Genomic DNA, 19,631 nt, shown 5'->3' on the forward strand with positions numbered 1-19,631 from the left:
AGCTGAATCGAACGGTCAGCAAATTCAACTTTTCCTATTCTAGGCGTTCGGTGGACGATACGGTTTCCCCCGACGACCGAACGCGACGCACACGACCATCATGAGCTTCCCCACTGTCTTCATCGACGGCGACCAGGGCACGACCGGGTTGCAGATTCACGCGCGTCTGCGCGAGCGCACTGACCTGCGGCTGCTCACGCTTCCCGCCGCCGAACGCAAGGATGCGGCCCGCCGCGCCGACGCACTCAACGCGTGCGATATCGCGATCCTGTGCCTGCCCGATGCGGCCGCACGCGAAGCGGTCGGCTTCATCCGGAACCCGGCGGTACGCGTAATCGACGCGAGTTCGGCCCATCGCACGCAGCCCGACTGGGTCTACGGCTTTCCCGAGATGGCCGACGGACACGCGCAACACATCGCGCAGGCGAAGCGCGTGACCAATCCGGGCTGCTACCCGACGGGCGCGATCGGTCTGCTTCGCCCGCTGCTGCAGGCCGGGCTGCTGCCGCGCGACTACCCGGTGAGCATCCACGCGGTGTCCGGTTACTCGGGCGGCGGAAGGGCCGCCGTCGACGCGTTCGAATCGGGCGACGCCGCCGCACACGCGTTGCCGCTGCAGGTCTACGGCCTCGCGCTCGAGCACAAGCACGTGCCCGAGATCCGGCAACATGCGGGGCTCGCGCACCGTCCGTTCTTCGTGCCGGCCTACGGTGCCTATCGGCAAGGCATCGTGCTCACCATCCCGATCGAGCTGCGCCTGCTGCCGGCCGAGGTGACGGGTGAGCGGCTGCATGCGTGTCTCGCGCACCACTACGCTAACGCGCGTCACGTCGACGTGATGCCGCTCGCGGATGCACGCGCGGCAACGCATCTCGATCCGCAAGCGCTGAACGGCACCAATGATCTGCGGCTCGGCGTATTCGTCAACGCAGACGGCGGTCAGGTGCTGCTGTCCGCCGTGTTCGACAATCTCGGCAAGGGGGCATCCGGCGCAGCCGTGCAGAATCTCGACTTGATGCTCGGTGCGCGATACGCGGCGTGACGCGCCCGCAGGCATCGTCGGCGATGCGTGCGCACGCCCCCCGTAAAAGCTCACCTTTAGCCGGTTTCAGGCCGTATCGTCACCCGCGGCGGCATTCAGGCCGGCCAGCGTCTCCACCAGAAAATCCACGCACACGCGCACCTTCGCCGACGCCGCGACGCGCTCCGGATACACGGCCCAGATGTTCGCGGGCTGGACCGCGTCCGGCAGCACGCGGCACAACGCACCGCGCTCGATCAGCGGCCCGGCTTCCCAGATCGAGCGCAGCACGATCCCGCGCCCGGCCAGCGCCCATTGCACGGCCACCTCGCCGTGGTTCGTCGACAGCGCGCCGCCGACCTTCACCGTCGCCGTTTCGCCGCGCACGGTCAGCCGCCATACGCCGAACGGATGATCGCGCTCCTTGATCGCGAGACAGTCGTGCGACGCCAGATCCGCGAGCGAGCGCGGCGTCCCGCGGCGGGCGAGATAGTCGGGCGATGCGCACAGCACGCGATGGTTCGCGGCAAGGCGGCGCGCGATCAGGTGATCGGCGATGTCGTCGCCGATGCGCACGTCGAGGTCGTAGCCTTCGCCGGCCACATCGACGAGCCGGTCGAACAGATCGAGCCGCACGTTCAGTTGCGGATAGCGCGCGCTGAAGTCGAGCAGCGCCGGCGCGACGACGTGCCGGCCGAAGCCGAAGCTGCTCGACATGCGCAGCGTGCCGCGCGGCACCGTGCGCGTGGTCGACACGTCCTCGACGAGATGATCGACGTCGTCCAGAATCTTTTCGGCGCGCGCGAACACGCGATCGCCGGCTTCGGTGACCGTCATGCGGCGCGTCGAGCGATGCAGCAGGCGCGTGCCGAGTTGCGCCTCGAGCATCGCGACGCGCTTGCTGACATACGCGGGCGACACCGCGAGCTGCTCGGCGGCCGCGCTGAAGCTCGCGAGGCGGACGACCAGGCTGAACACGCGCAGGTCGTCGAGGTTCGGCGATTTATTCACGATTCGTGGAAAGTCGATTAACTTTTGAGCGATTTTAATCCAGATGGAAATAAATAGAATGACGTGACGGGCCATTGCCTTCCCGGCAGCCGGCCAACCAGCCAAGGAGATTTGCATGACCGACAGGACTTACAGGATTGCCGTGATCCCCGGCGACGGCATCGGCCGCGAAGTGATGCCCGAGGGCCTGCGCGCGCTCGCCGCCGTGACCGCGCGCTTCGGCATCCGCTTCGACTTCGTCGAGATCGACTGGGCGAGCTGCGACTACTACGCGCAGCACGGCACGATGATGCCGGACGACTGGAAAGCGCAGCTGTCGGGCATGGACGCGATCCTGTTCGGCGCGGTCGGCTGGCCAGCGACGGTGCCCGATCACATTTCGCTGTGGGGCTCGCTGCTGAAATTCCGCCGCGAATTCGACCAGTACATCAACCTGCGGCCCGCGCGCCTGTTCGACGGCGTGCCGTCGCCGCTCGCCGGCCGCCGCCCGGGCGACATCGATTTCATGATCGTGCGCGAGAACACCGAGGGTGAATATTCGTCGGTCGGCGGCACGATGTTCGAAGGCACCGAGCGCGAAGTCGTGATGCAGCAGTCGATCTTCACGCGGCACGGCACCGAGCGCGTGCTGAAATTCGCGTTCGAGCTCGCGCAGCGGCGCGCGAAGCGCGTCACCGTCGCGACCAAAAGCAACGGCATCGCGATCAGCATGCCGTGGTGGGATGCGCGCGCGGCCGAGATGGCCGAACGCTATCCGGAGATCGCGGTCGACAAGCAGCACATCGACATCCTGTGCGCGCGCTTCGTGCTGCAGCCGGACCGCTTCGACGTCGTCGTCGCGTCGAACCTGTTCGGCGACATCCTGTCGGATCTCGGGCCGGCCTGCACGGGCACGATCGGCATCGCGCCGTCGGCGAACCTGAACCCCGATCGCACGTTCCCGTCGCTGTTCGAACCGGTGCACGGTTCGGCGCCCGACATCGCGGGGCAATACATCGCGAATCCGGTCGCGATGATCTGGTCGGCGGCGATGATGCTCGATTTCCTCGGCAACGGCACGGGCCGCGAACGCGACGCGCACGATGCGATCGTCGCCGCGATCGAGGACGTGCTGCGCACGGGGCCGCGGACGCGCGATCTCGGCGGCAACGCGGGCACGCAGGAAGTGGGCGAGGCGATCGCCGCGCGGATCGCGGGCTGAGGGTCGAGGGTCGTGCCCGGCGCGCGCGCCGGGCGCGGCCGCTTCGTGAATCGGTCTGCGGTGAGCGGCACACGATGCGGTTGCGCACGTATGTGAACGCCGCCGATGCGTCGGCGTGAAGTCGACTGGTGAGCAACGACACTTCGCCACGCGCACTGCTTGCGGGGTTTTTCATCGCAAGCCGAAAGATGATCCGATCGGTGAGTTGCACGTGTCGCTCGCGCACACCGATCGTCAATGCACGATCGCTTCGACACGATCGGTGAAATGCATCGCACGGTGACGCACACCGCTGCACGTCGACGTATGCACCGCTTTACCCGTGCGATGTCGCGTCGACCTGTTCAACGCACACAGTTCGACGCGACATTTCACCTCGTCCCGAAAAATCTCACCTTCAGCGGAAGGCTCCCGAATTTCCTCACCATTGAACCTCCGGTGATGCGTTCGCCGCTCCTTCGAACGGGCGCGAGCATCACAGCCCGAGGTCGGACAGTCCCGGATGATCGTCCGGACGACGGCCGAGCGGCCAGTGATAAAGACGGTCCGCCTCGCGAATCGGCAGATCGTTGATGCTCGCGTGACGATGCGCCATCAGGCCGTTTTCGTCGAACTCCCAGTTCTCGTTGCCGTACGAACGGAACCAGTTGCCGGCATCGTCATGCCACTCGTATGCAAAGCGCACCGCGATGCGATTGCCGTCGAACGCCCACAGCTCCTTGATCAGCCGGTAGTCGAGTTCGCGCGCCCACTTTCGCTGCAGCAGCGCGACGATCTCGTCGCGGCCCGTCACGAATTCCGCACGGTTGCGCCAGCGGCTTTGCGGCGTATAGGCGAGCGACACGCGTTGCGGGTCGCGCGTGTTCCACCCGTCCTCGGCGGCGCGCACTTTCTGGCGCGCCGTTTCGAGCGTGAAAGGCGGAACGGGCGGACGAACTTCGGGGGAAGCGGACATGGATTGCTCCTGTTCAGGGTTCTGGCTGCGAACGCACGCAGCGGGTTCGGATTCGCTGCGTCGGCTACCGCGATACGGTATCGAGCAGCAGTTCAGCCGTCGCGCGCGCATCGCGCGCGGCGCTTGCATCGCCACTGACGAGCGCCACGCCGATCGCGCCGTCGATCAACACGAGCCACTGACGCGCGAGGCGCGCGAGCCCGCGGCGCGCGACGCCGGTTTCGTCGGCGTAGGCGTCGAAGCGCTCGCGCACGAATGCCAGCAGACGCGCCTTGTGCATGCGGGCGACGACGCGCACCGGATCGTCGGCGTCGGGTATCTCGCCCGACGCATTCAGGAACGCGCAGCCGTGAAAGTCGGGCTGCCCGAACCAGTCGCGCAGCACGTCGAACATGCCGAGCAGTTGCGCGCGCGGCGCGTGGCCGCGCGCCAGCGTCGCGTCGACGAACCAGCGCATCCAGCGCGCGTCGCGACGTTCGAGCGCGGCGACGACCAGCGCCTCTTTCGATTCGAAATGCGAATAAAAGCTCTTTCGCGCCGCGCCGGATCGCTTGACGATCGCATCGACGCCGGTCGCATGGATGCCGCCCGAATAGATCAGCGCTTCGGCCGCGTCGAGCAGCCGGTCGCGAACGCCCGGTTCGCCGGAGGAGTCGAGAGGTGTGTTCATGGGTTTACGGTAGAACGATCGTTCTCCGTCGTCAATACCCGGATGAAAAAAGCCCTGCCGATGGGAGGGCTGAATCTTGCGCGAAGCGCCGGCTCGTCGGGTTGAGCCTTCAGCGCGATCCGCGCGGATTCGAGGGTGAACAAATCAAGTGGTGGCCGCGCACCGGTCGAGGCCGATCGCGCTTCGTCTCAGTGAGTCGCCGCGCTGCATGCGGCTCACGGTTGATGTTCCGGGTCGGTACGATCCCGCCTAAGGTTGCGGGCGAACGCTCGCGCGCCAAACGAAGCGGGGAGTGCATGGAAGAGGAAAAACGGGCACGGAATGGCATGACGGCGAGAAGCGAAGCGGCTTCCGACAGGTGAAGCGAACCTGCCATTGCACGTCACCTACGCGGGATCGTGCGACGATTCGGCGCGCGAACACAGCTCCCGAAAAATCTCACCTCAAGCGTTGAATCACGCGTTTCGATGCACGACGGCGCGTGCGTGTGCAAACGAAAACGGGGCGGCGGGCAAACGTGCCGCGCCGCCCCGTCTCTGTCGGCCCCCGACTCAGACGGTCCAGTCGAGAATCACCTTGCCGCTTTCGCCGGACAGCATCGCGGCGAAGCCTTGCTCGTAATCGTCGGCCGCGAAGCGATGCGTGATGATCGGCGACAGGTCGAGGCCGCTCTGCAGCATCGCGACCATCTTGTACCAGGTCTCGAACATCTCGCGGCCGTAGATGCCCTTGATCTCGAGCCCCTTGAAGATCACCTGGTTCCAGTCGATCGCCGTCTGCGCGGGCGGGATGCCGAGCAGCGCCACCTTGCCGCCGTGGTTCATCGCCTCGAGCAGGCTCGTGAACGCGCTCGGCACGCCGGACATCTCGAGACCGACGTCGAAGCCTTCGGTCATGTGCAGGTCGGCCATCACGTCGCGCAGCGACTCGCGTGCGACGTTGACCGCACGCGTCGCGCCCATCTTGCGCGCGAGTTCCAGCCGATAGTCGTTGATGTCGGTAATGACGACGTTGCGCGCGCCGACGTGCTTCGCGATCGCGACGGCCATGATGCCGATCGGGCCCGCGCCGGTGATCAGCACGTCTTCGCCGACGAGGTTGAACGACAGCGCCGTGTGCGTCGCGTTGCCGAACGGATCGAAGATCGACGCGAGATCGTCGGAGATCTCCGGCGGAATCTTGAACGCGTTGAACGCCGGAATCGCCAGGTATTCGGCGAACGCGCCTTCGCGGTTCACGCCGACGCCCACCGTGTTGCGGCACAGATGCCGGCGCCCGGCGCGACAGTTGCGGCAGAAACCGCACGTGATATGACCTTCGCCGGACACGCGATCGCCGATCGCGAAGCCGCGCACTTCCTGCCCCATCTCGACGATCTCGCCGACGTATTCGTGGCCGACGTGCATCGGCACCGGAATCGTCTTCTGCGCCCAGTCGTCCCACTTCCAGATATGGATGTCGGTGCCGCAGATCGCCGTGCGGCGGATCTTGATCAGCACGTCGTTGTGGCCGACTTCGGGGCGCTTCACGCGCGTGAGCGTGAGGCCGGGGCCGCGTTCGAGCTTTGCCAGTGCTTTCATGGTCGCGCCTCCGTCAGATGATGCCGAGCGACTTGCCGACGCGCACGAACGCGGCGACCGTCTGGTCGATCTGTTCGGGCGTATGCGCGGCGCTCATCTGCGTGCGGATGCGCGCCCGGCCGCGCGGCACCACGGGGAACGAGAAGCCGATCACGTAGACGCCTTCGCCGAGCAGCTTGTCGGCCATGTTCGTCGCGAGCTGCGCGTCGCCGAGCATCACCGGGATGATCGGATGCGCGCCGGGCACGAGCGTGAAGCCGGCTTCGGTCATCTGCTTGCGGAACCGCGCGCCGTTCTCGCGCACGCGCTCGCGCAACTTCGCGCCTTCGTCGCTGCCGAGCAGTTCGAGCACCTTCAGCGATGCCGCGGCGATGCTCGGCGTGAGCGTGTTCGAGAACAGATACGGACGCGAGCGCTGGCGCAGCAGCTCGATCACCTCGCGACGCGCGGCGACATAGCCGCCCGACGCGCCGCCGAGCGCCTTGCCGAGCGTGCCGGTGATGATGTCCACGCGGCCTTCGACGCCGCAGTGCTCGGGCGTGCCGCGACCGTGCGTGCCGATGAAGCCGACCGCATGCGAATCGTCGACCATCACGAGCGCGCCGTAGCGATCGGCGAGATCGCAGATGCCTTTCAGATCGGCGATGATGCCGTCCATCGAGAACACGCCGTCGGTCGCGATCAGCTTGTGGCGCGCGCCCGCGGCGTCGGCTTCCTTCAGTTTCGCCTCGAGGTCGGACAGATCGTTGTTCTTGTAGCGAAAGCGCTTCGCCTTGCACAGGCGAATGCCGTCGATGATGCTCGCGTGGTTCAACTCGTCGCTGATCACCGCGTCGTTCTCGTCGAGCAGCGTCTCGAACAGCCCGCCGTTCGCGTCGAAGCAGCTCGAATAGAGGATGCTGTCCTCGGTGCCGAGAAACGCGGCCAGCGCGCTTTCCAGTCGCTTGTGGACGGTTTGCGTGCCGCAGATGAAGCGCACCGATGCCATGCCGAAGCCGTCCTGGTCGAGGCCGGCCTTGGCCGCGTCGATCAGGCGCGGATCGTTCGCCAGACCCAGATAGTTGTTCGCGCAGAAATTGAGCACGCCGGCGCCGCCGGCGAGCCGCACGGCTGCCGCCTGGGGACTCGCGATCTCGCGCTCGGTCTTGTAAAAACCGTCCGCGCGGATCTGGTCGAGCGTCCCGCGCACCTGGGCGAGAAAGGCATCACGCATCGCAAAGCTCCTGACAGGGTTTCGCATTCCGCGGCGCACGGCTCGTGGCGGCGCAACGGCCTGCTACTGTTATAGTCGGTCGTTCGGTTGACCGCATTTATCCGATATTCCGAACTAGAATTCGAAATATCGAACAACTCTAAGCGAACGGAATCCAAATGGCAAGTTCCTCCGGATCGCGGCGCACGCCCGCCGACGCCGCCCCGCAGCCACCGGCCGTGACCCCGCCGCGCGTCGGCGAGCAGATCCAGCGGCTGCGCAACGAGCGCAAGCTGACGCTCGACGACCTGTCGCGCGCAGCCGGCGTATCGAAATCGATGCTCTCCGAGATCGAACGCGACAAGGCTAACCCGACGATCGCCGTCGCATGGCGGCTGACGAACGCGCTCGGCATCACGCTCGACGAACTGTTCTCGCAGCCGAAGGCGCCCGAGACGATCCGCGTGGACGGCCCGCACGACATTCCGACGCTCGCCGGCCACGACGGCCGGTACCAGTTGCGCGTATGGGGCCCGATCGACCTCGCCGGCAAGTTCGAGTGGTACGAGCTGACGCTGCCGGGCGGCGGCGCACTGGTATCGAACGCGCACGAACCGGGCACGCGCGAGCACCTCACCGTGCTGCAGGGCACGATGGAAATCGAGGCCGCCGCGGCCAGCCGCCGACTGAAGGCGGGCGACACCGCACGCTACCCGGCCGACGAGCCGCATGCGATCCGCAATCCCGGCAAGGCCGAAGCGCGGGCATTGCTTATCGTGATACACCGCTGACGGCGCAGATAGTCGGCCAAAAGGTCAGTCGCAGGCCAGTTGCGGAAAATACTGTATGTTTGTACAGTATACGGACATTCCGCCATGCATGGGCCGGAGCCGGCGCACCGAGGCGCCCGTCCCGGTCGACAGGAGCCTGCAATGACAGAAGAACAAGATTTGGCCGCGCTCAGCTTCAAGGCTGCCGCGCATGACCTCGAATTGATCGTTCGCCATATCGCCGCGCGCTACATCCGTCAGCGCGTGCCGCTGACGTGGCGCCTGCTGCATGCGATCGAAGCCGAAGCGCTCGCCGATCTCGGCTTTGCCAGCCGACACGACGCGGGCATGCGTCAACTGTTCGAACGGCCGTCGGACATGACGTTTCCCGAAACGGACGATCCGATCGACTTCGGGCGCTCGAATGCGCTGCCGGCGGTCTTTTCGTTTGCCGTGCTCGCATACGAAGCCGCGGCAAACGCGCACGACACCGCGCGTCCCGCGCGCCCGCACCGCCAGTCCAAGGCGTGGGGCGACTGACGGCCCGGCCCCGGCCGTCGCGCATGGCGGCCGGTTCACTCGCTTGCTGCCCGATACGTTGCGGAAAAGGGCTACCATATACGCAACTAACGGAATTAATGCCATGTCCCTTCCCGCCTCTCCCGACACCGCCGCCTCGCCGGAAGAAAAGGATCTGTTCGACCGCGATGCGTCCGACTGGGTCGCCTCGCCTGAAGCCGCGTTCGACGCGTGGCTGGCGATGCAGGACTATCGCCGCTCGTCGGCCGACGTCTATCGCGCGCAATGGGGTGCGTTTCTCACATGGATGCGCGCCCATCAAAAGAACCTGGCGACGGTCGATACGCCGACCATTGCGAATTTCGTCGGCGAACTGCCGATCAAGAAAACCCAGCGAATGCGCTATCTCCGGCTGATCGAGCGGGTGCTCGATCATGTCCGTCGCACCGAGTACGCATCGACCAATCCGGCCCGCTTCATTGCTCAGGATGGCGAAGCGAACTGGCGCAAGGCACGCGACAACGAACCGACCGGTTTCCTCACGCCGGCGGAACGGGCGACGTTGCTCGCGTATCTGTTTTCGCCGATCGGCGTCTCGGGTTCCGCGTACTGGAAGGAACGCCGCGACCGTGCGCTCGTCGCCGCGTTTCTTGGCGCCGGCATCAAAACCGGCGAAGCGCGCGCACTCACGATTAGTTGCATCAACACGAGCGGCACGTCGCTGCGAATCGAGTCGGCGCATCCGGATTACTCGCGCGACACCCATCTGGCCTCGTTTGCGATCGCGTTGCTCGAAGCGTGGCTCACCGAACGCAAACGCCAGGAGATTCCGGGAGAACTCGTCTTCCCCGCATCGCATGCCGGGCGGCCGATGCACAAGGCGACGATGCTGCGCGCGATCGACGCGATCGTCGAATCGGCCGGGCTCACGTCGTCACGCACGGCGCGCGCCAGCCCGCAAACCCTGCGCAATAGCTACGCGGCCGAACTGTTCGAGCACGACGTGCCGCCGGAGCGCGTCGGCAAATGGCTGGGCTTCATGCGGCCGATCTCGTCGAATCGCCTGCATCGCGCCTGGAAAAACTGGCGTGACGGGCTGGTCGACAGCAACGGTGACGCGTCCGACCGCGACGAAACTCACTGATCGGGAAACGGCTGCTCACGGAAACGATCCGTGAGCAGCCTTGCGTGGCGCAGCCTCACCGTTTCACAGCTCCCGAAAAACCTCACCTCAAGCTTCCCGGATCTTCTCACCTGTGAGGCGCTGCCGGCTTCCACGTCAGGTCTGCGCAAAACGCGCGACGGCTTCGAAGCGGGACGGCCACGCGCCGGACGCGTGCTCGCACTCCGGGCACGCGACTTCAAACCCCTCGTTGCCATGTGACAGTTCCGGTTCGCCGTCGCAATGCGGGCACCGGGTCGGCGCCGGAATCTCGTGATCCAGCGAGGTGCCGATCGCGGCATACGCGTTGGCATCGAGTCGTCCCGCCTCGGCCAGGCGCCGGATCAGCGCGGCGATTTCCGGATTCATTCCGCGGTTCGCGCGCAATGAATTCACGTCGCGCGTGGCGCGCTCCAGTTCGTCGCTCTGGGTACGCAATTGTTCTTCGAGCCGGTCGGCGCGCGCCTTGGCCGAACTCAACTGCTGCAGGAAATCGAATTCCTTGCGCTGGACGTCGCGCAACCCGCTCTGGTACGTCGACGCCATGCTGCGCAACGAATCCAGTTCGACCAGCATCGGCTTGACGCGGCGTTCGGCTTCGGCCACCGCATCCTTGATTTGCTGCGCGTAATGCTCGGTGCGCTGCTGCAATTCGGCCTGCAGCGCATCGATGCGGTCGCGTAGCGCGGCGTTCTGCGCTTGTTCGGCATCGATCCGGCCGGCAGCCGCAGCCAATTCCTTTTCCAGTCGAGCGACTGTGGTGAGCAACGTGGCTTCGCTTGCCGAACCGTGGGTGGTCTGGGACGCGAGCTGAACCTCGAGTTCGGTCACCCGCGCCTGTAATTGCTCGTTTCTCGCTTCCCCGCGCGCGAGCGCGCCTTCGAGCGTTTCCTGACGGATAGTTGCGTCGCGCAACCGCTGTTCCGCGTCGGCCATGTCGGCGCGGACCTGCTCGCGGTCTCCATCGAGGCTGTCGCGTGCGGCTTTCAATGCCTCTTCATAGAGTGCACCGAGCAACGCGCCGGCTTTTTCCTCGACGGCTTTCGGGATCGCCGCGCCGTCGAGCCGGATCTTGGAAGCGGAACGGATGCGCTCCCAGAAATGATCGATGTCTTTCGGGATGTCGCTGGCGCTGCCGGTCTGGGTGAGATCGCGGACGTTGGCGGCCGACGGCCGGATGCCGAGATCGAAGAACAAGCGCTTGCATGCATGCAGCGACAATTCCTGACGCCGTGCACCGCTTGCGCGCAGCGATTCCAGTTCTTCCCGAATGACTTGACGCATTTCGTCCAGGGTCATGGCCATGCTCACAGACAATGAAATGTTGCAATCATAACGAAATACGTATTTATCGATACTTGTTTCGAGGGTCCGTTGTGAATTTACATCGTTTTGCACAGAAATCGGCTCGGCGAGTCCATCCTGCTGACGGTAACCTGGAATTCCGTGAAACAAAGCGAAGAAAGTCAGCCAAGTCCTTGTACTGCAAGCGATTTCCCGTGAACTCCGAATTTGGGCATTTGTTTCACATGATGATGGATCGGGTTGCCTGTGGGTGTTCAGGGGTTGGGGTGTCTGTGGAAAACTCCCCGGCGGATGGCTTGAGAGTATTAGAAGTAAACACCCTTGAACCCTTAGTTAAAAACGTTAACGCCACGGCACAGCCTTATGGCGCAAGGCTTTCCGGCCGACAAGGTGAAGTTTTACGGGAGCCAAGGTGATCTTCTGCGGGAGCTGACGTGATGGGGTTCAGGGAGCTGCGTGAGCCGTTGCAGGAAGGGTCGTGAGCGGATTCGGGATCACAGTAAAACTCGCGTTTTCCCACAGGTGAGGGTTTTCGGGGCCGCACAGCCACAGAACCCGCGCCATGCCTGGCTGCACAGTTTTCTGCCTGTGCAGACATAGGTGAGAACTTGCAGGACGTGCTTCGCGCCCTGATTCTGCCCATCTTTTGGGCAGATTTGGCGAAAGGTGAGGTTTCACGGGACTCCACGGGAATTTGCTGTGAGGATTTCCGGGAAGCGAACGCCATTTTGCACAGCAAAAGTGCTTTTCGGCGCCCGTGATGCCCCAAAGGTGAGGTTTTTCGGGAGCGAAATCCGGGTTTTCCTGCTCCGATCCCCTAAAGGTGAGCTTTTTCGGGGCATCGATCACAGGCTGCGATCTCGCTCATAGGTGAGGCTTTCCGGGAGCCGTATTTGCTGAAAAAATGGTCAAAGGTGAGGCTTTTCGGGACCGGTGACCGGCCTAATTCGCCGAAAAGCCCGCCAGGACTGGCGGAAATCTCGTTTTTGCTGTGCCACTTTTTGGCACAGGTGAGACTTTTCAGGGGCAGACATCCGGTTGTCGTATGAAGGATTCCCGTCGAAAGGTGAGGCTTTTCGGGGGATCCTGGCGATGCACAGCCAAATGCCTTCTGTGCATAAGTATCGGAAGGGATTGAGATTTTTGATACCGCGCCGGTTACGGTGAGGTTTTTCGGGAGTCTTTTTCGGACCCGCTGCGGTGCCGCATTTCTTCTGTAAGGTGAGCGTTTGCGGGAGTCATTGGTAGCGAGTCCCGCGTGTGTTGGACCTTCGTCGGCATCCGGACGAATCGAGATGCTGTGCCACAGGTGAGTATTTTCGGGACCGGACACGATTCGCGCACTGTACAATGCGCGCCCGGGCTGGCGAAGCAGCCGCCGATCGGGCTGCGCGTACCGGTTTCGATGGCGGTTTTCCACGTGTCGAAGCCGAACCGATGTTCCGGCGGACCACGCCTGTACATGCATACAGGCCGATGGGCGGCGGTCCGGGACGAACGGTGAGGTGCAATCGCGACCCTGTGTCGAACTCACGGTTGCGCAGTCGCAAAATTACGACAAATCGACAGGTGAGCCGATACGGGAGCCAATTTCGCACGTGTCCTGCACAGGTGAAATTCTGTGAATCGGCGCATGCCGCGGCACGTCTGGACGAGTCCGGAACGCCGTCCGGGCGCACCGGTGAGCGTTTTCGGGAGCGGTTCGGGTGAGTGCCGTTTTGCCGGCGTGCTTCACCGGCTATGGTGAGCATGTCGTTCTGGACGCACATCACCGCAGGCGCTATCCTTCCGGGAAACTTCTCCTCCGACCCGACGTATGGCCACGACGAAGCGCGCCAAGAAAACCGATGTGGATGTGGTGAGTGCCAGTTCAGCCGAATTGCGAAAGGCCGTCGAGGCGATCGCCATTCAGCCGAAGAGCGGCAAGATCACGCTCCTCACTCGCAAGCTGTTCAATGTCCTGCTGGCCGTCGCGCAGCAGGCCGACGACTCGGGCGACACGTATCGCGCGCTGCTGTCGGACATCGTCGCCAACTCCGCTTTCGATTCGAACGACACCGCGTTGGTGAAGGAACACCTGCGCCGCATGGTGTCGGTGCAGGTCGAATGGAGCACGGGCACATCAAGCCAGAAGCCCGGCCGCAAGTGGGGGATCTCCACGCTGATCGCCGATGCGGAAATTCTCGAGGATCCGACCACCCGCCGCGTGTGGGTCGAATTCTCGTTCGCGCCGAAGATCAAGAAGAAGCTGCTCGACCCGGTCCAGTATGCGCGCCTGAGCCTGCAGTTCCAGAGCCAGCTGCGCAGCAGCGCCGGTCTCGCGCTGTACGAGATCTGCGTGCGCTACCTGACGAACCCGAGTCACCTGACGATGCGCGAGCCGTGGGAATGGTGGCGGCCGATCCTGTCGGGCACGCCCGACACGGAAGCCGGCGACGAAGCGAAGCGCGAGTACAAGTACTTCAAGCGCGACTACCTGCGCCCCGCGATCGCGGAAGTCAACGCGGTCACCAACATCTTCGTCGAGCTGATCGAGCACCGCGAAGGGCGTCGGGTGGCCGAGATCCAGTTCCGCGTGACCGAGCGCAAGCAGCCGATGCTCGCGCTCGACGAACACCCGAACGTGTTCGACAGCACGCTGGTCGACCGGATGGTGAAGCTCGGGATCCCGCTGAAGGAAGCGCAGACGCTCTATGCGGACAGCGAGGAAAACCGGATTCGCGCCGCGCTGCAGATGACCGAGCAGCGGATGCGCAGCACGACGCTGCCGCCGGTGCGCAGCGCGCCGGCGCTGTTCAAGGATGCGCTGAAGAAGGGTTATGCGCCGCCGGTCGAGTCGGTCGACGCACTGCCGGCCGGCACGCCGTCCGCGAAGGTCGCGGCTGCGCAGCCGGACGATCTGAAGGCGCGCCTGCTGAGCGAGTTCGCGGCGTTCCGCCGCAAGGAAGCGAAGGTGCTGTACGAAGAGCAGGGCGACGCGGAGCGCGAAGTCGCGCGCGAGTCGTTCGAGTCGGAGGCATTGCCGACGATGGGCTCGCATCTGCGCGACGACTGGCGCAAGCGCGGCCTCGATTCCAAACTGGCCGAGACGGCCTTTTTCGACTGGCTGGCCCAGAAGACCTGGGGCGAGCCGACGGACGGCGACCTGCTGTCGTTCACGCTGAACCAGTCGCGGGCCGCTTGACGCCCGCTCAGGCCCGCTGACGGGCCGCCGCCGGTCCCCAGCCCTGGTCGGGCGGGGCCGGCGTCCTCACCAGGCCCTGCCGGCCGCTGCCCTCACTCCGACAACAGCATCCGCTCGAGCTGCTCGAGGATCGCGTCGCGCTTGTCCTTCGGGAGGCCGCGCAGGCGCAGCTCGATGCGGTCTTCGCCATACGACTTCAGGTCGCCGACTGACTTGCCGCCGAGCTTGATCTCGAGACGCTGCGCATAGCGTTGACGGCCGGCCGCCTTTGGCGTTTCCTGCGCCGCGACGCGGCCCTTGACGATATCCGACACCTGACGCGTGCTGAGATCGTCCGACACGATCTTGTTGATCAGCCGCAGCGTTGCCTCGGTGCCGCGCGCATTGTGATAGCGGCCGACCTGATACGCCATGTTCGATCCGAAGCGATCGGGGCGCGCGACCATTTCCTGCATGATCGCTTCCGGCAGCTTGCCGATCGACAGCGCGACGGCCACCGTCGACTCGTCGAGTCCGAGATGCTCGGAGAGTTCTTTCTGGCTCTGGAAATGCTTGTCGTCGAGGAAGCGGCGCCACACGACGGCGTTGTCGAACACCGTCTGCGAATCGCGCTGAACGTTGAGGTCGTAGCCGAGCTTGTAGCTCTGGATGCCGATCGGCACGTCGATCACGATCGCCTTGACCGACTCCTTGTTCGCTTCCTTCAGCGCCCGCACGCGGCGGCCGCCATCACTGACGAAATACGTGCCCGGATTGTCGTAATCCGGAATCACGTGGATCGCCTGCTGCTGACCCTGCTTCGCGAGGTTGACCGCAAGTTCGGCAATCGACGATTTCAGATAGAAGTGCCGCGGGTTGAACGGGCTATGCTTGATCGCCTTCAGCGGCAACTCGATCACCTGCCCCGGCGCATAGCGATTCTCGAGGCGCCACGCGCGATATTGCTGCGATTCGTCGATCGACGGATCGATCGTGAATTCCGGAGCAGGCGGAGGGGCGATGTCCTTTTTCGCGGATTTGGTCGATGCCGGGGTCGGCGTGTCGGACTTGACGATGCCGTCGATCGCATTGAGCCGATCAAGCGCCGTGCGCTTCTCGCTCGTCGTGATATCCGGGCGCGCTTGGAATCCTTTGGCAAATTGGGAAGGTTTCATGTGACTCCTTTATGCGCATAAAGTCAGGGCAGCATGGCGACGATTTCGTCGGCGCATGCGCGAATTTCGGCGGCGGCCAGCTTGCCGCCGCGATCGTTCATCTGCAGCACGGTCTGACCGAGCGCCATTGCCTGCTTGTACGCTTCCCGAGTCGGAATCTGCGTCTTCAGCAGCGGGAAGCCGAGTTCCTCGAGCGCACGCTTGAGCTCGCGGGTCAGCATGCGCTTCTCTTCGGTCTTGTTCAGCAGGAACACCGCGCGGAGGTCTTCGTTCATCACCTGCGCCTGCTGAATCAGTTTGACCAGCCCGACGCTCGACCAGTAATCGGCCGGCGACGACGATGTCGGAATCACGGCAATCGATGCGGCCAGCAGGACGACGCCGGAGACTTTCTCGGTGATCGATGGCGGGCAGTCCACGACGATGATGTCGTAGTCGTTGATGAACTTCTTGATCTCGCGATGGATCTGGCCGTCGGCTTCGGCCAGGTTGACGACCGGAAACGGGATGCCGTTGTCGCTGTCGCCGGATGCGCTCGACCAGTGAACCAGCGTGTTTTGACGGTCTGCGTCGATGACGAGGACGCGCTTCCCTTTTTCATGGAACGCGGCGCCGAGATGCATGGCAATCGTGCTTTTGCCGACGCCACCTTTTTGTTGAGTGACTGCAATGATTTCCGCGGCCAATTTTCACTCCTGTTTTGGTCGTTCGAATTCTACAGGACGATATTTGAATTTCAATGAAATTGTCGTTCGACAACTACGCGTTGGCCATTCGGACTATCGGTTTATGCGCATAAACGAGGTGGCGGGGATTGGTGGCGCGTTTTTAGCGGGATGGGGGAAATGGCGAGATTGATGCAGAGCGGTCGATGCGAGGCTCGATGGCTGCCTCTTCACAAGCTACATCGTTGGGGCTGTTCGTCGCAGAGCTGCCTCGGTACGCTGCCCTTTCGCTGGATGGGCCGCGTTGCCTGCGAGCCGCGGAGTTTGTGCGCATAAACTCCGCGGAGCTCGCGGCGATCAACTTCGTTGGGGAACCCGCCGCGCATTCGCGAGCAGGATGAGTGGTCTGTGAGGCTGGACGTGCGTCTTCGATTGCATCGCAGAACCGATGTGCATCGAGGCAACGCCGTCTCGGCCCGCGGCGTTTATGCGCATAAACCAGACGCAACGATGGCCCGCGGTGAAGGGCTGAAGGCAGGCGCCTCGCCCGCGTCAGGAACGCAATGATGTCGTGCCGGGGCGATGGATTATCGATACAGCCATTGTCTGGTGCCATCTCGTGTTGGCATACATCCGCCAGAGGGCGTCTTGCACCGCGCCCACAATCGCAGGCTTTATGCGCATAAACGCGGCCGACGTGTCCCGCAATCACGCGCCCTTTCGCCACCCGGGACAGCCCTCACTGGGCATTGGTCAGGCTGATCACAGTTGCCGGTCCCGCGAGGCCGTTGCCCGGCCTTTATGCGCATAAACGTAACCGCATCTTCGAAGCGTCTCCCAGACACCCGACGCACAGCACATCGCCAAACCGAACCACCTCAGCAACCTGTCGAGAGGAAAACCATCCCGATCGTGCTTGAACCACCCCACCGAGCCCGTCAATGCAGACTGGCTACAATACAGGGCTCCCCATCCAGGCTTGAATGATGATCACGATCTACCACAACCCCCGATGCTCGAAGTCCCGCGAGACGCTCGCGTTGGTCGAGTCGCTGAATACCGCCGGCGCGCCGTTGAACGTCGTCGAGTACCTGAAGACGCCGCCGACGGTCGAGGAACTGGAAACGCTGCATCGGCAGCTTGGCCGCCCGGTTCGCGACATGCTGCGCGACGGCGAGGAGCCGTACAAGACGTTGAATCTGGCCCGCGCGGATCTGAGCGACGCCGAAGCCTACGCGGCGATCGCCGCTCATCCGATCCTGTTGCAACGCCCTATCGTCGTGTATCACGGCAAGGCGGCCATCGGTCGCCCGCCCGAGTCGGTGAAGGCGCTGTTCGAATAATTCTTCCCCGGCGTATTTTTCTTATTGCATCAACGCGACCGAGTCCGGCCCGGCACACGCAACGGCAATCCAGGCCGACGCGACCGCCAGACCGCACGCGCGAGCGGCCGGCGGAACGACACGTCGACACGCCGCGCCGCCTAGCCGCCACCGGACGATCCGTCATCATCCTCCGGCTCCCGCCCCGCCGCCGCTTTCGCGGCCGTCCGCAACAGCGCGATCTGTCCGCGATACGCGCGGCATCCGCTGCAGGTCGGCAGATGCACGCGCACCTGCAGGCGCTCGTGCAGCGTCAGATGCCGGTCGAGCGCATCCGACAGCAGTCGTGTCACGTCAGTACATTTCCCCGGCAGCATCTTCGGTCGTCAGTCCTTTTTCGCTCAGGCAGGTTCGCAGGCGCGTGCGCGCCCGGTACAGCAGCACGCTGCAATGATTCGTCGTCAGCGTCAATTCGCTGCAGATATCCACAATCTCGACATCGAGGAATTCGCGCATCATGAACACGCGTCCGATCTGCTCCGGCAGATGGTCGAGGCAGACCTGGAACAGCGTCCAGAACTGCTGTTGCTGCAACAGCGTTTCGGGCTTCGGCCACGGTCGCGGTTTCGCATGCGGGGCCCAGTGCCCGTTGTCCTTGAACAGTTCGCGATCGAGCACGGATTCGCCGTCGAGCTCCGCATCGAGCGCGCTCAGGCTCACCATCCGCTGGCGCGCGCGCAGCACGTCGATCAGCTTGTTGCGCAGGATCCCGAACACCCAGGTCTTGTGGGCCGACAGCCCCGCGAACTCGCCGGCATGCGACCACGCGGCGGCCAGCGCTTCCTGCACGGCGTCTTCGGCCGCGTCGGCGTCGCGGAGCTGGAGCCGCGCGAAGCGCAGCAGGTCGCGCCGCAGTTGCGCGAGATAGGTGGGATCGTCGTGTGCGAACGGCATGGGTGGGTGGGCAGTGTGTCGAAGCGATCGCGCGTGCGTCACGGGAGCGGGCGCGTCGCGGTGCGAGCAGCTTACTGGGCGCGGTCCGCGCCTGCAACGCAATGTTCCGTCACGAATTCACGGAACCGGCTGTCGCGCTGCGCTATGCTTGCCGAACCCCGTCTCGCACGTCGACCCCGCCGTGCGGCGGGCAATCTGTAACGTCAGAACATAACGCTCGAGTTATCCACAATTTCTGTGGAAAACCTTGTGGAAAGTCGGCCGGACGGCCCCGTGGGACGGCTCGCGGGCTGGCTTGCCTATAAACAGACCTTTGTCGCTCATTCGGAAGTAATCGATCCGATTCCTCACTCACCGGAAGGAGAATGCCATGTCCTATCGTATTGCGGTCGTCGTCGGCAGCCTGCGTCGCGCGTCGACGAATCGCGCGCTCGCGCACGCCGTGATCTCGCTCGCCCCCGCCGATTTTTCGTTCGAGTTCGTCGAGATCGGCGAGCTGCCGCTGTACAGCCAGGACTACGACGCGGATTTCCCGGAAGTCGCGAAGCGCTTCAAGCAGTCGATCGAAGCCGCCGACGCGCTGCTGTTCGTCACGCCCGAGTACAACCGGTCGATTCCGGGCGTGCTGAAGAATGCGCTCGACTGGGGCTCGCGCCCGTGGGGTTCGAATTCGTGGTCGGGCAAGCCGGGCGCGGTGCTCGGCACGTCGCCGGGCGCGGTGGGCACCGCGCTCGCGCAGCAGCACCTGCGTAACGTGCTGGCTTACCTCGACGTGAAGACGCTCGCTCAGCCCGAGATGTTCATCAAGCACGACCCGGCGCGCATCGACGACCAGGGGCAGATCGTCAGCGAGGACACCCGCAAGTTCCTGCAGGGCTTCGTCGATCGCTACGCGGGCTGGGTGCGCCTGCTGAAATCGGCGTGACGTCGTCGGCGGCCTGATCGCCGCGTTCGTTCACGCCGCCG

18 protein-coding genes are annotated in these 19,631 nt (G+C 64.2%); 8 read left to right on the plus strand and 10 right to left on the minus strand.

Going from position 1 to position 19,631, the window contains the following annotated elements:
• Positions 1-100: 100 nt before the first annotated feature.
• Positions 101-1,042, plus strand: a complete 942-nt coding sequence (gene argC / locus HWX55_RS02240; protein ID WP_175973631.1) for an N-acetyl-gamma-glutamyl-phosphate reductase — start codon at positions 101-103, stop codon at positions 1,040-1,042.
• A gap of 66 nt (positions 1,043-1,108) precedes the next feature.
• Here argC and HWX55_RS02245 read toward each other — a convergent pair whose 3' ends face one another.
• Positions 1,109-2,032: a LysR substrate-binding domain-containing protein gene (locus tag HWX55_RS02245; protein WP_175973633.1), complete on the minus strand. Its 924-nt coding sequence runs from the start codon at positions 2,030-2,032 to the stop codon at positions 1,109-1,111.
• A gap of 115 nt (positions 2,033-2,147) precedes the next feature.
• Here HWX55_RS02245 and HWX55_RS02250 point away from each other — a divergent pair, with 115 nt between their 5' ends.
• On the plus strand, positions 2,148-3,233 hold the full coding sequence (locus tag HWX55_RS02250; protein WP_175973635.1) for a tartrate dehydrogenase: 1,086 nt from the start codon (positions 2,148-2,150) through the stop codon (positions 3,231-3,233).
• A 475-nt stretch (positions 3,234-3,708) separates the two neighbouring features.
• Here HWX55_RS02250 and HWX55_RS02255 read toward each other — a convergent pair whose 3' ends face one another.
• The 4 genes from HWX55_RS02255 to HWX55_RS02270 form a co-directional block, all read right to left on the minus strand.
• Positions 3,709-4,188, minus strand: a complete 480-nt coding sequence (locus HWX55_RS02255) for a nuclear transport factor 2 family protein (RefSeq protein ID WP_050013484.1) — start codon at positions 4,186-4,188, stop codon at positions 3,709-3,711.
• Positions 4,189-4,252: 64 nt separating this feature from the next.
• Positions 4,253-4,858, minus strand: coding sequence for a TetR/AcrR family transcriptional regulator (locus tag HWX55_RS02260; RefSeq protein ID WP_175973637.1), 606 nt, complete (start codon positions 4,856-4,858; stop codon positions 4,253-4,255).
• A 551-nt stretch (positions 4,859-5,409) separates the two neighbouring features.
• Positions 5,410-6,438: an L-threonine 3-dehydrogenase gene (tdh, locus tag HWX55_RS02265; RefSeq protein WP_006480187.1), complete on the minus strand. Its 1,029-nt coding sequence runs from the start codon at positions 6,436-6,438 to the stop codon at positions 5,410-5,412.
• Between the two features lie 13 nt (positions 6,439-6,451).
• The gene (locus HWX55_RS02270; RefSeq protein ID WP_175973639.1) at positions 6,452-7,651 is read right to left on the minus strand and encodes a glycine C-acetyltransferase; all 1,200 of its coding nucleotides are present in this window, start codon (positions 7,649-7,651) and stop codon (positions 6,452-6,454) included.
• 158 nt (positions 7,652-7,809) lie between these two features.
• Here HWX55_RS02270 and HWX55_RS02275 point away from each other — a divergent pair, with 158 nt between their 5' ends.
• The 3 genes from HWX55_RS02275 (at position 7,810) to HWX55_RS02285 (ending at position 10,063) form a co-directional block, all read left to right on the plus strand.
• Positions 7,810-8,421: an XRE family transcriptional regulator gene (locus HWX55_RS02275; RefSeq protein ID WP_175973641.1), complete on the plus strand. Its 612-nt coding sequence runs from the start codon at positions 7,810-7,812 to the stop codon at positions 8,419-8,421.
• Positions 8,422-8,562: 141 nt separating this feature from the next.
• Positions 8,563-8,940 carry a DUF2471 family protein gene (locus HWX55_RS02280; protein ID WP_050013480.1) on the plus strand — a complete coding sequence of 126 codons (378 nt, stop codon included), beginning with the start codon at positions 8,563-8,565 and terminating at the stop codon, positions 8,938-8,940.
• A 103-nt stretch (positions 8,941-9,043) separates the two neighbouring features.
• Complete coding sequence (locus HWX55_RS02285) at positions 9,044-10,063, plus strand: tyrosine-type recombinase/integrase (RefSeq protein WP_175974135.1); 1,020 nt, start codon at positions 9,044-9,046, stop codon at positions 10,061-10,063.
• A 135-nt stretch (positions 10,064-10,198) separates the two neighbouring features.
• Here HWX55_RS02285 and HWX55_RS02290 read toward each other — a convergent pair whose 3' ends face one another.
• Positions 10,199-11,380, minus strand: coding sequence for a DNA-binding protein (locus HWX55_RS02290; RefSeq protein WP_175973643.1), 1,182 nt, complete (start codon positions 11,378-11,380; stop codon positions 10,199-10,201).
• A gap of 1,822 nt (positions 11,381-13,202) precedes the next feature.
• On the opposite strand from HWX55_RS02290, the gene HWX55_RS02295 reads away from it, so the two are divergent.
• Positions 13,203-14,570 carry a replication initiation protein gene (locus HWX55_RS02295; protein ID WP_006480193.1) on the plus strand — a complete coding sequence of 456 codons (1,368 nt, stop codon included), beginning with the start codon at positions 13,203-13,205 and terminating at the stop codon, positions 14,568-14,570.
• A gap of 92 nt (positions 14,571-14,662) precedes the next feature.
• Here HWX55_RS02295 and HWX55_RS02300 read toward each other — a convergent pair whose 3' ends face one another.
• Together HWX55_RS02300 and parA are read right to left on the minus strand one after the other, a co-directional pair.
• Entirely contained in the window at positions 14,663-15,724 is a 1,062-nt protein-coding gene (locus HWX55_RS02300; RefSeq protein WP_050013476.1) for a ParB/RepB/Spo0J family partition protein, read from the minus strand.
• Positions 15,725-15,747: 23 nt separating this feature from the next.
• Positions 15,748-16,410: a ParA family partition ATPase gene (gene parA / locus HWX55_RS02305; RefSeq protein ID WP_006480195.1), complete on the minus strand. Its 663-nt coding sequence runs from the start codon at positions 16,408-16,410 to the stop codon at positions 15,748-15,750.
• A gap of 965 nt (positions 16,411-17,375) precedes the next feature.
• Here parA and arsC point away from each other — a divergent pair.
• The gene (gene arsC, locus HWX55_RS02310) at positions 17,376-17,732 is read left to right on the plus strand and encodes an arsenate reductase (glutaredoxin) (RefSeq protein WP_175974137.1); all 357 of its coding nucleotides are present in this window, start codon (positions 17,376-17,378) and stop codon (positions 17,730-17,732) included.
• A 140-nt stretch (positions 17,733-17,872) separates the two neighbouring features.
• On the opposite strand, the gene HWX55_RS02315 is transcribed toward arsC, so the two are convergent.
• Together HWX55_RS02315 and HWX55_RS02320 are read right to left on the minus strand one after the other, a co-directional pair.
• Positions 17,873-18,088, minus strand: a complete 216-nt coding sequence (locus HWX55_RS02315) for a zf-HC2 domain-containing protein (RefSeq protein WP_175973645.1) — start codon at positions 18,086-18,088, stop codon at positions 17,873-17,875.
• The gene (locus HWX55_RS02320) at positions 18,066-18,665 is read right to left on the minus strand and encodes an RNA polymerase factor sigma-70 (RefSeq protein WP_175973647.1); all 600 of its coding nucleotides are present in this window, start codon (positions 18,663-18,665) and stop codon (positions 18,066-18,068) included. Before HWX55_RS02320 ends, HWX55_RS02315 begins: the two co-directional genes overlap by 23 nt.
• Positions 18,666-19,035: 370 nt before the next feature.
• Between HWX55_RS02320 and HWX55_RS02325 the strand changes: the two genes are divergently transcribed.
• Positions 19,036-19,590 (plus strand): NAD(P)H-dependent oxidoreductase, encoded by a 555-nt coding sequence (locus HWX55_RS02325; protein WP_175973649.1) that lies wholly within the window; start codon positions 19,036-19,038, stop codon positions 19,588-19,590.
• Positions 19,591-19,631 lie beyond the last annotated feature (41 nt).

It is taken from the genome of Burkholderia sp. BCC1047 (assembly GCF_902833155.1).
Classification (GTDB): Bacteria; Pseudomonadota; Gammaproteobacteria; order Burkholderiales; family Burkholderiaceae; genus Burkholderia; species Burkholderia sola.

Excerpts from the sequence above, each read along its gene's own strand:
- argC (WP_175973631.1), top strand. The coding sequence starts at position 101 with ATGAGCTTCCCCACTGTCTTCATCGACGGCGACCAGGGCACGACCGGG.
- HWX55_RS02250 (WP_175973635.1), top strand. The coding sequence starts at position 2,148 with ATGACCGACAGGACTTACAGGATTGCCGTGATCCCCGGCGACGGCATC.
- HWX55_RS02255 (WP_050013484.1), bottom strand. The coding sequence starts at position 4,188 with ATGTCCGCTTCCCCCGAAGTTCGTCCGCCCGTTCCGCCTTTCACGCTC.
- HWX55_RS02260 (WP_175973637.1), bottom strand. The coding sequence starts at position 4,858 with ATGAACACACCTCTCGACTCCTCCGGCGAACCGGGCGTTCGCGACCGG.
- tdh (WP_006480187.1), bottom strand. The coding sequence starts at position 6,438 with ATGAAAGCACTGGCAAAGCTCGAACGCGGCCCCGGCCTCACGCTCACG.
- HWX55_RS02270 (WP_175973639.1), bottom strand. The coding sequence starts at position 7,651 with ATGCGTGATGCCTTTCTCGCCCAGGTGCGCGGGACGCTCGACCAGATC.
- HWX55_RS02275 (WP_175973641.1), top strand. The coding sequence starts at position 7,810 with ATGGCAAGTTCCTCCGGATCGCGGCGCACGCCCGCCGACGCCGCCCCG.
- HWX55_RS02280 (WP_050013480.1), top strand. The coding sequence starts at position 8,563 with ATGACAGAAGAACAAGATTTGGCCGCGCTCAGCTTCAAGGCTGCCGCG.
- HWX55_RS02285 (WP_175974135.1), top strand. The coding sequence starts at position 9,044 with ATGTCCCTTCCCGCCTCTCCCGACACCGCCGCCTCGCCGGAAGAAAAG.
- HWX55_RS02290 (WP_175973643.1), bottom strand. The coding sequence starts at position 11,380 with ATGACCCTGGACGAAATGCGTCAAGTCATTCGGGAAGAACTGGAATCG.
- HWX55_RS02295 (WP_006480193.1), top strand. The coding sequence starts at position 13,203 with ATGGCCACGACGAAGCGCGCCAAGAAAACCGATGTGGATGTGGTGAGT.
- HWX55_RS02300 (WP_050013476.1), bottom strand. The coding sequence starts at position 15,724 with ATGAAACCTTCCCAATTTGCCAAAGGATTCCAAGCGCGCCCGGATATC.
- arsC (WP_175974137.1), top strand. The coding sequence starts at position 17,376 with ATGATCACGATCTACCACAACCCCCGATGCTCGAAGTCCCGCGAGACG.
- HWX55_RS02315 (WP_175973645.1), bottom strand. The coding sequence starts at position 18,088 with ATGCTGCCGGGGAAATGTACTGACGTGACACGACTGCTGTCGGATGCG.
- HWX55_RS02320 (WP_175973647.1), bottom strand. The coding sequence starts at position 18,665 with ATGCCGTTCGCACACGACGATCCCACCTATCTCGCGCAACTGCGGCGC.
- HWX55_RS02325 (WP_175973649.1), top strand. The coding sequence starts at position 19,036 with ATGTCCTATCGTATTGCGGTCGTCGTCGGCAGCCTGCGTCGCGCGTCG.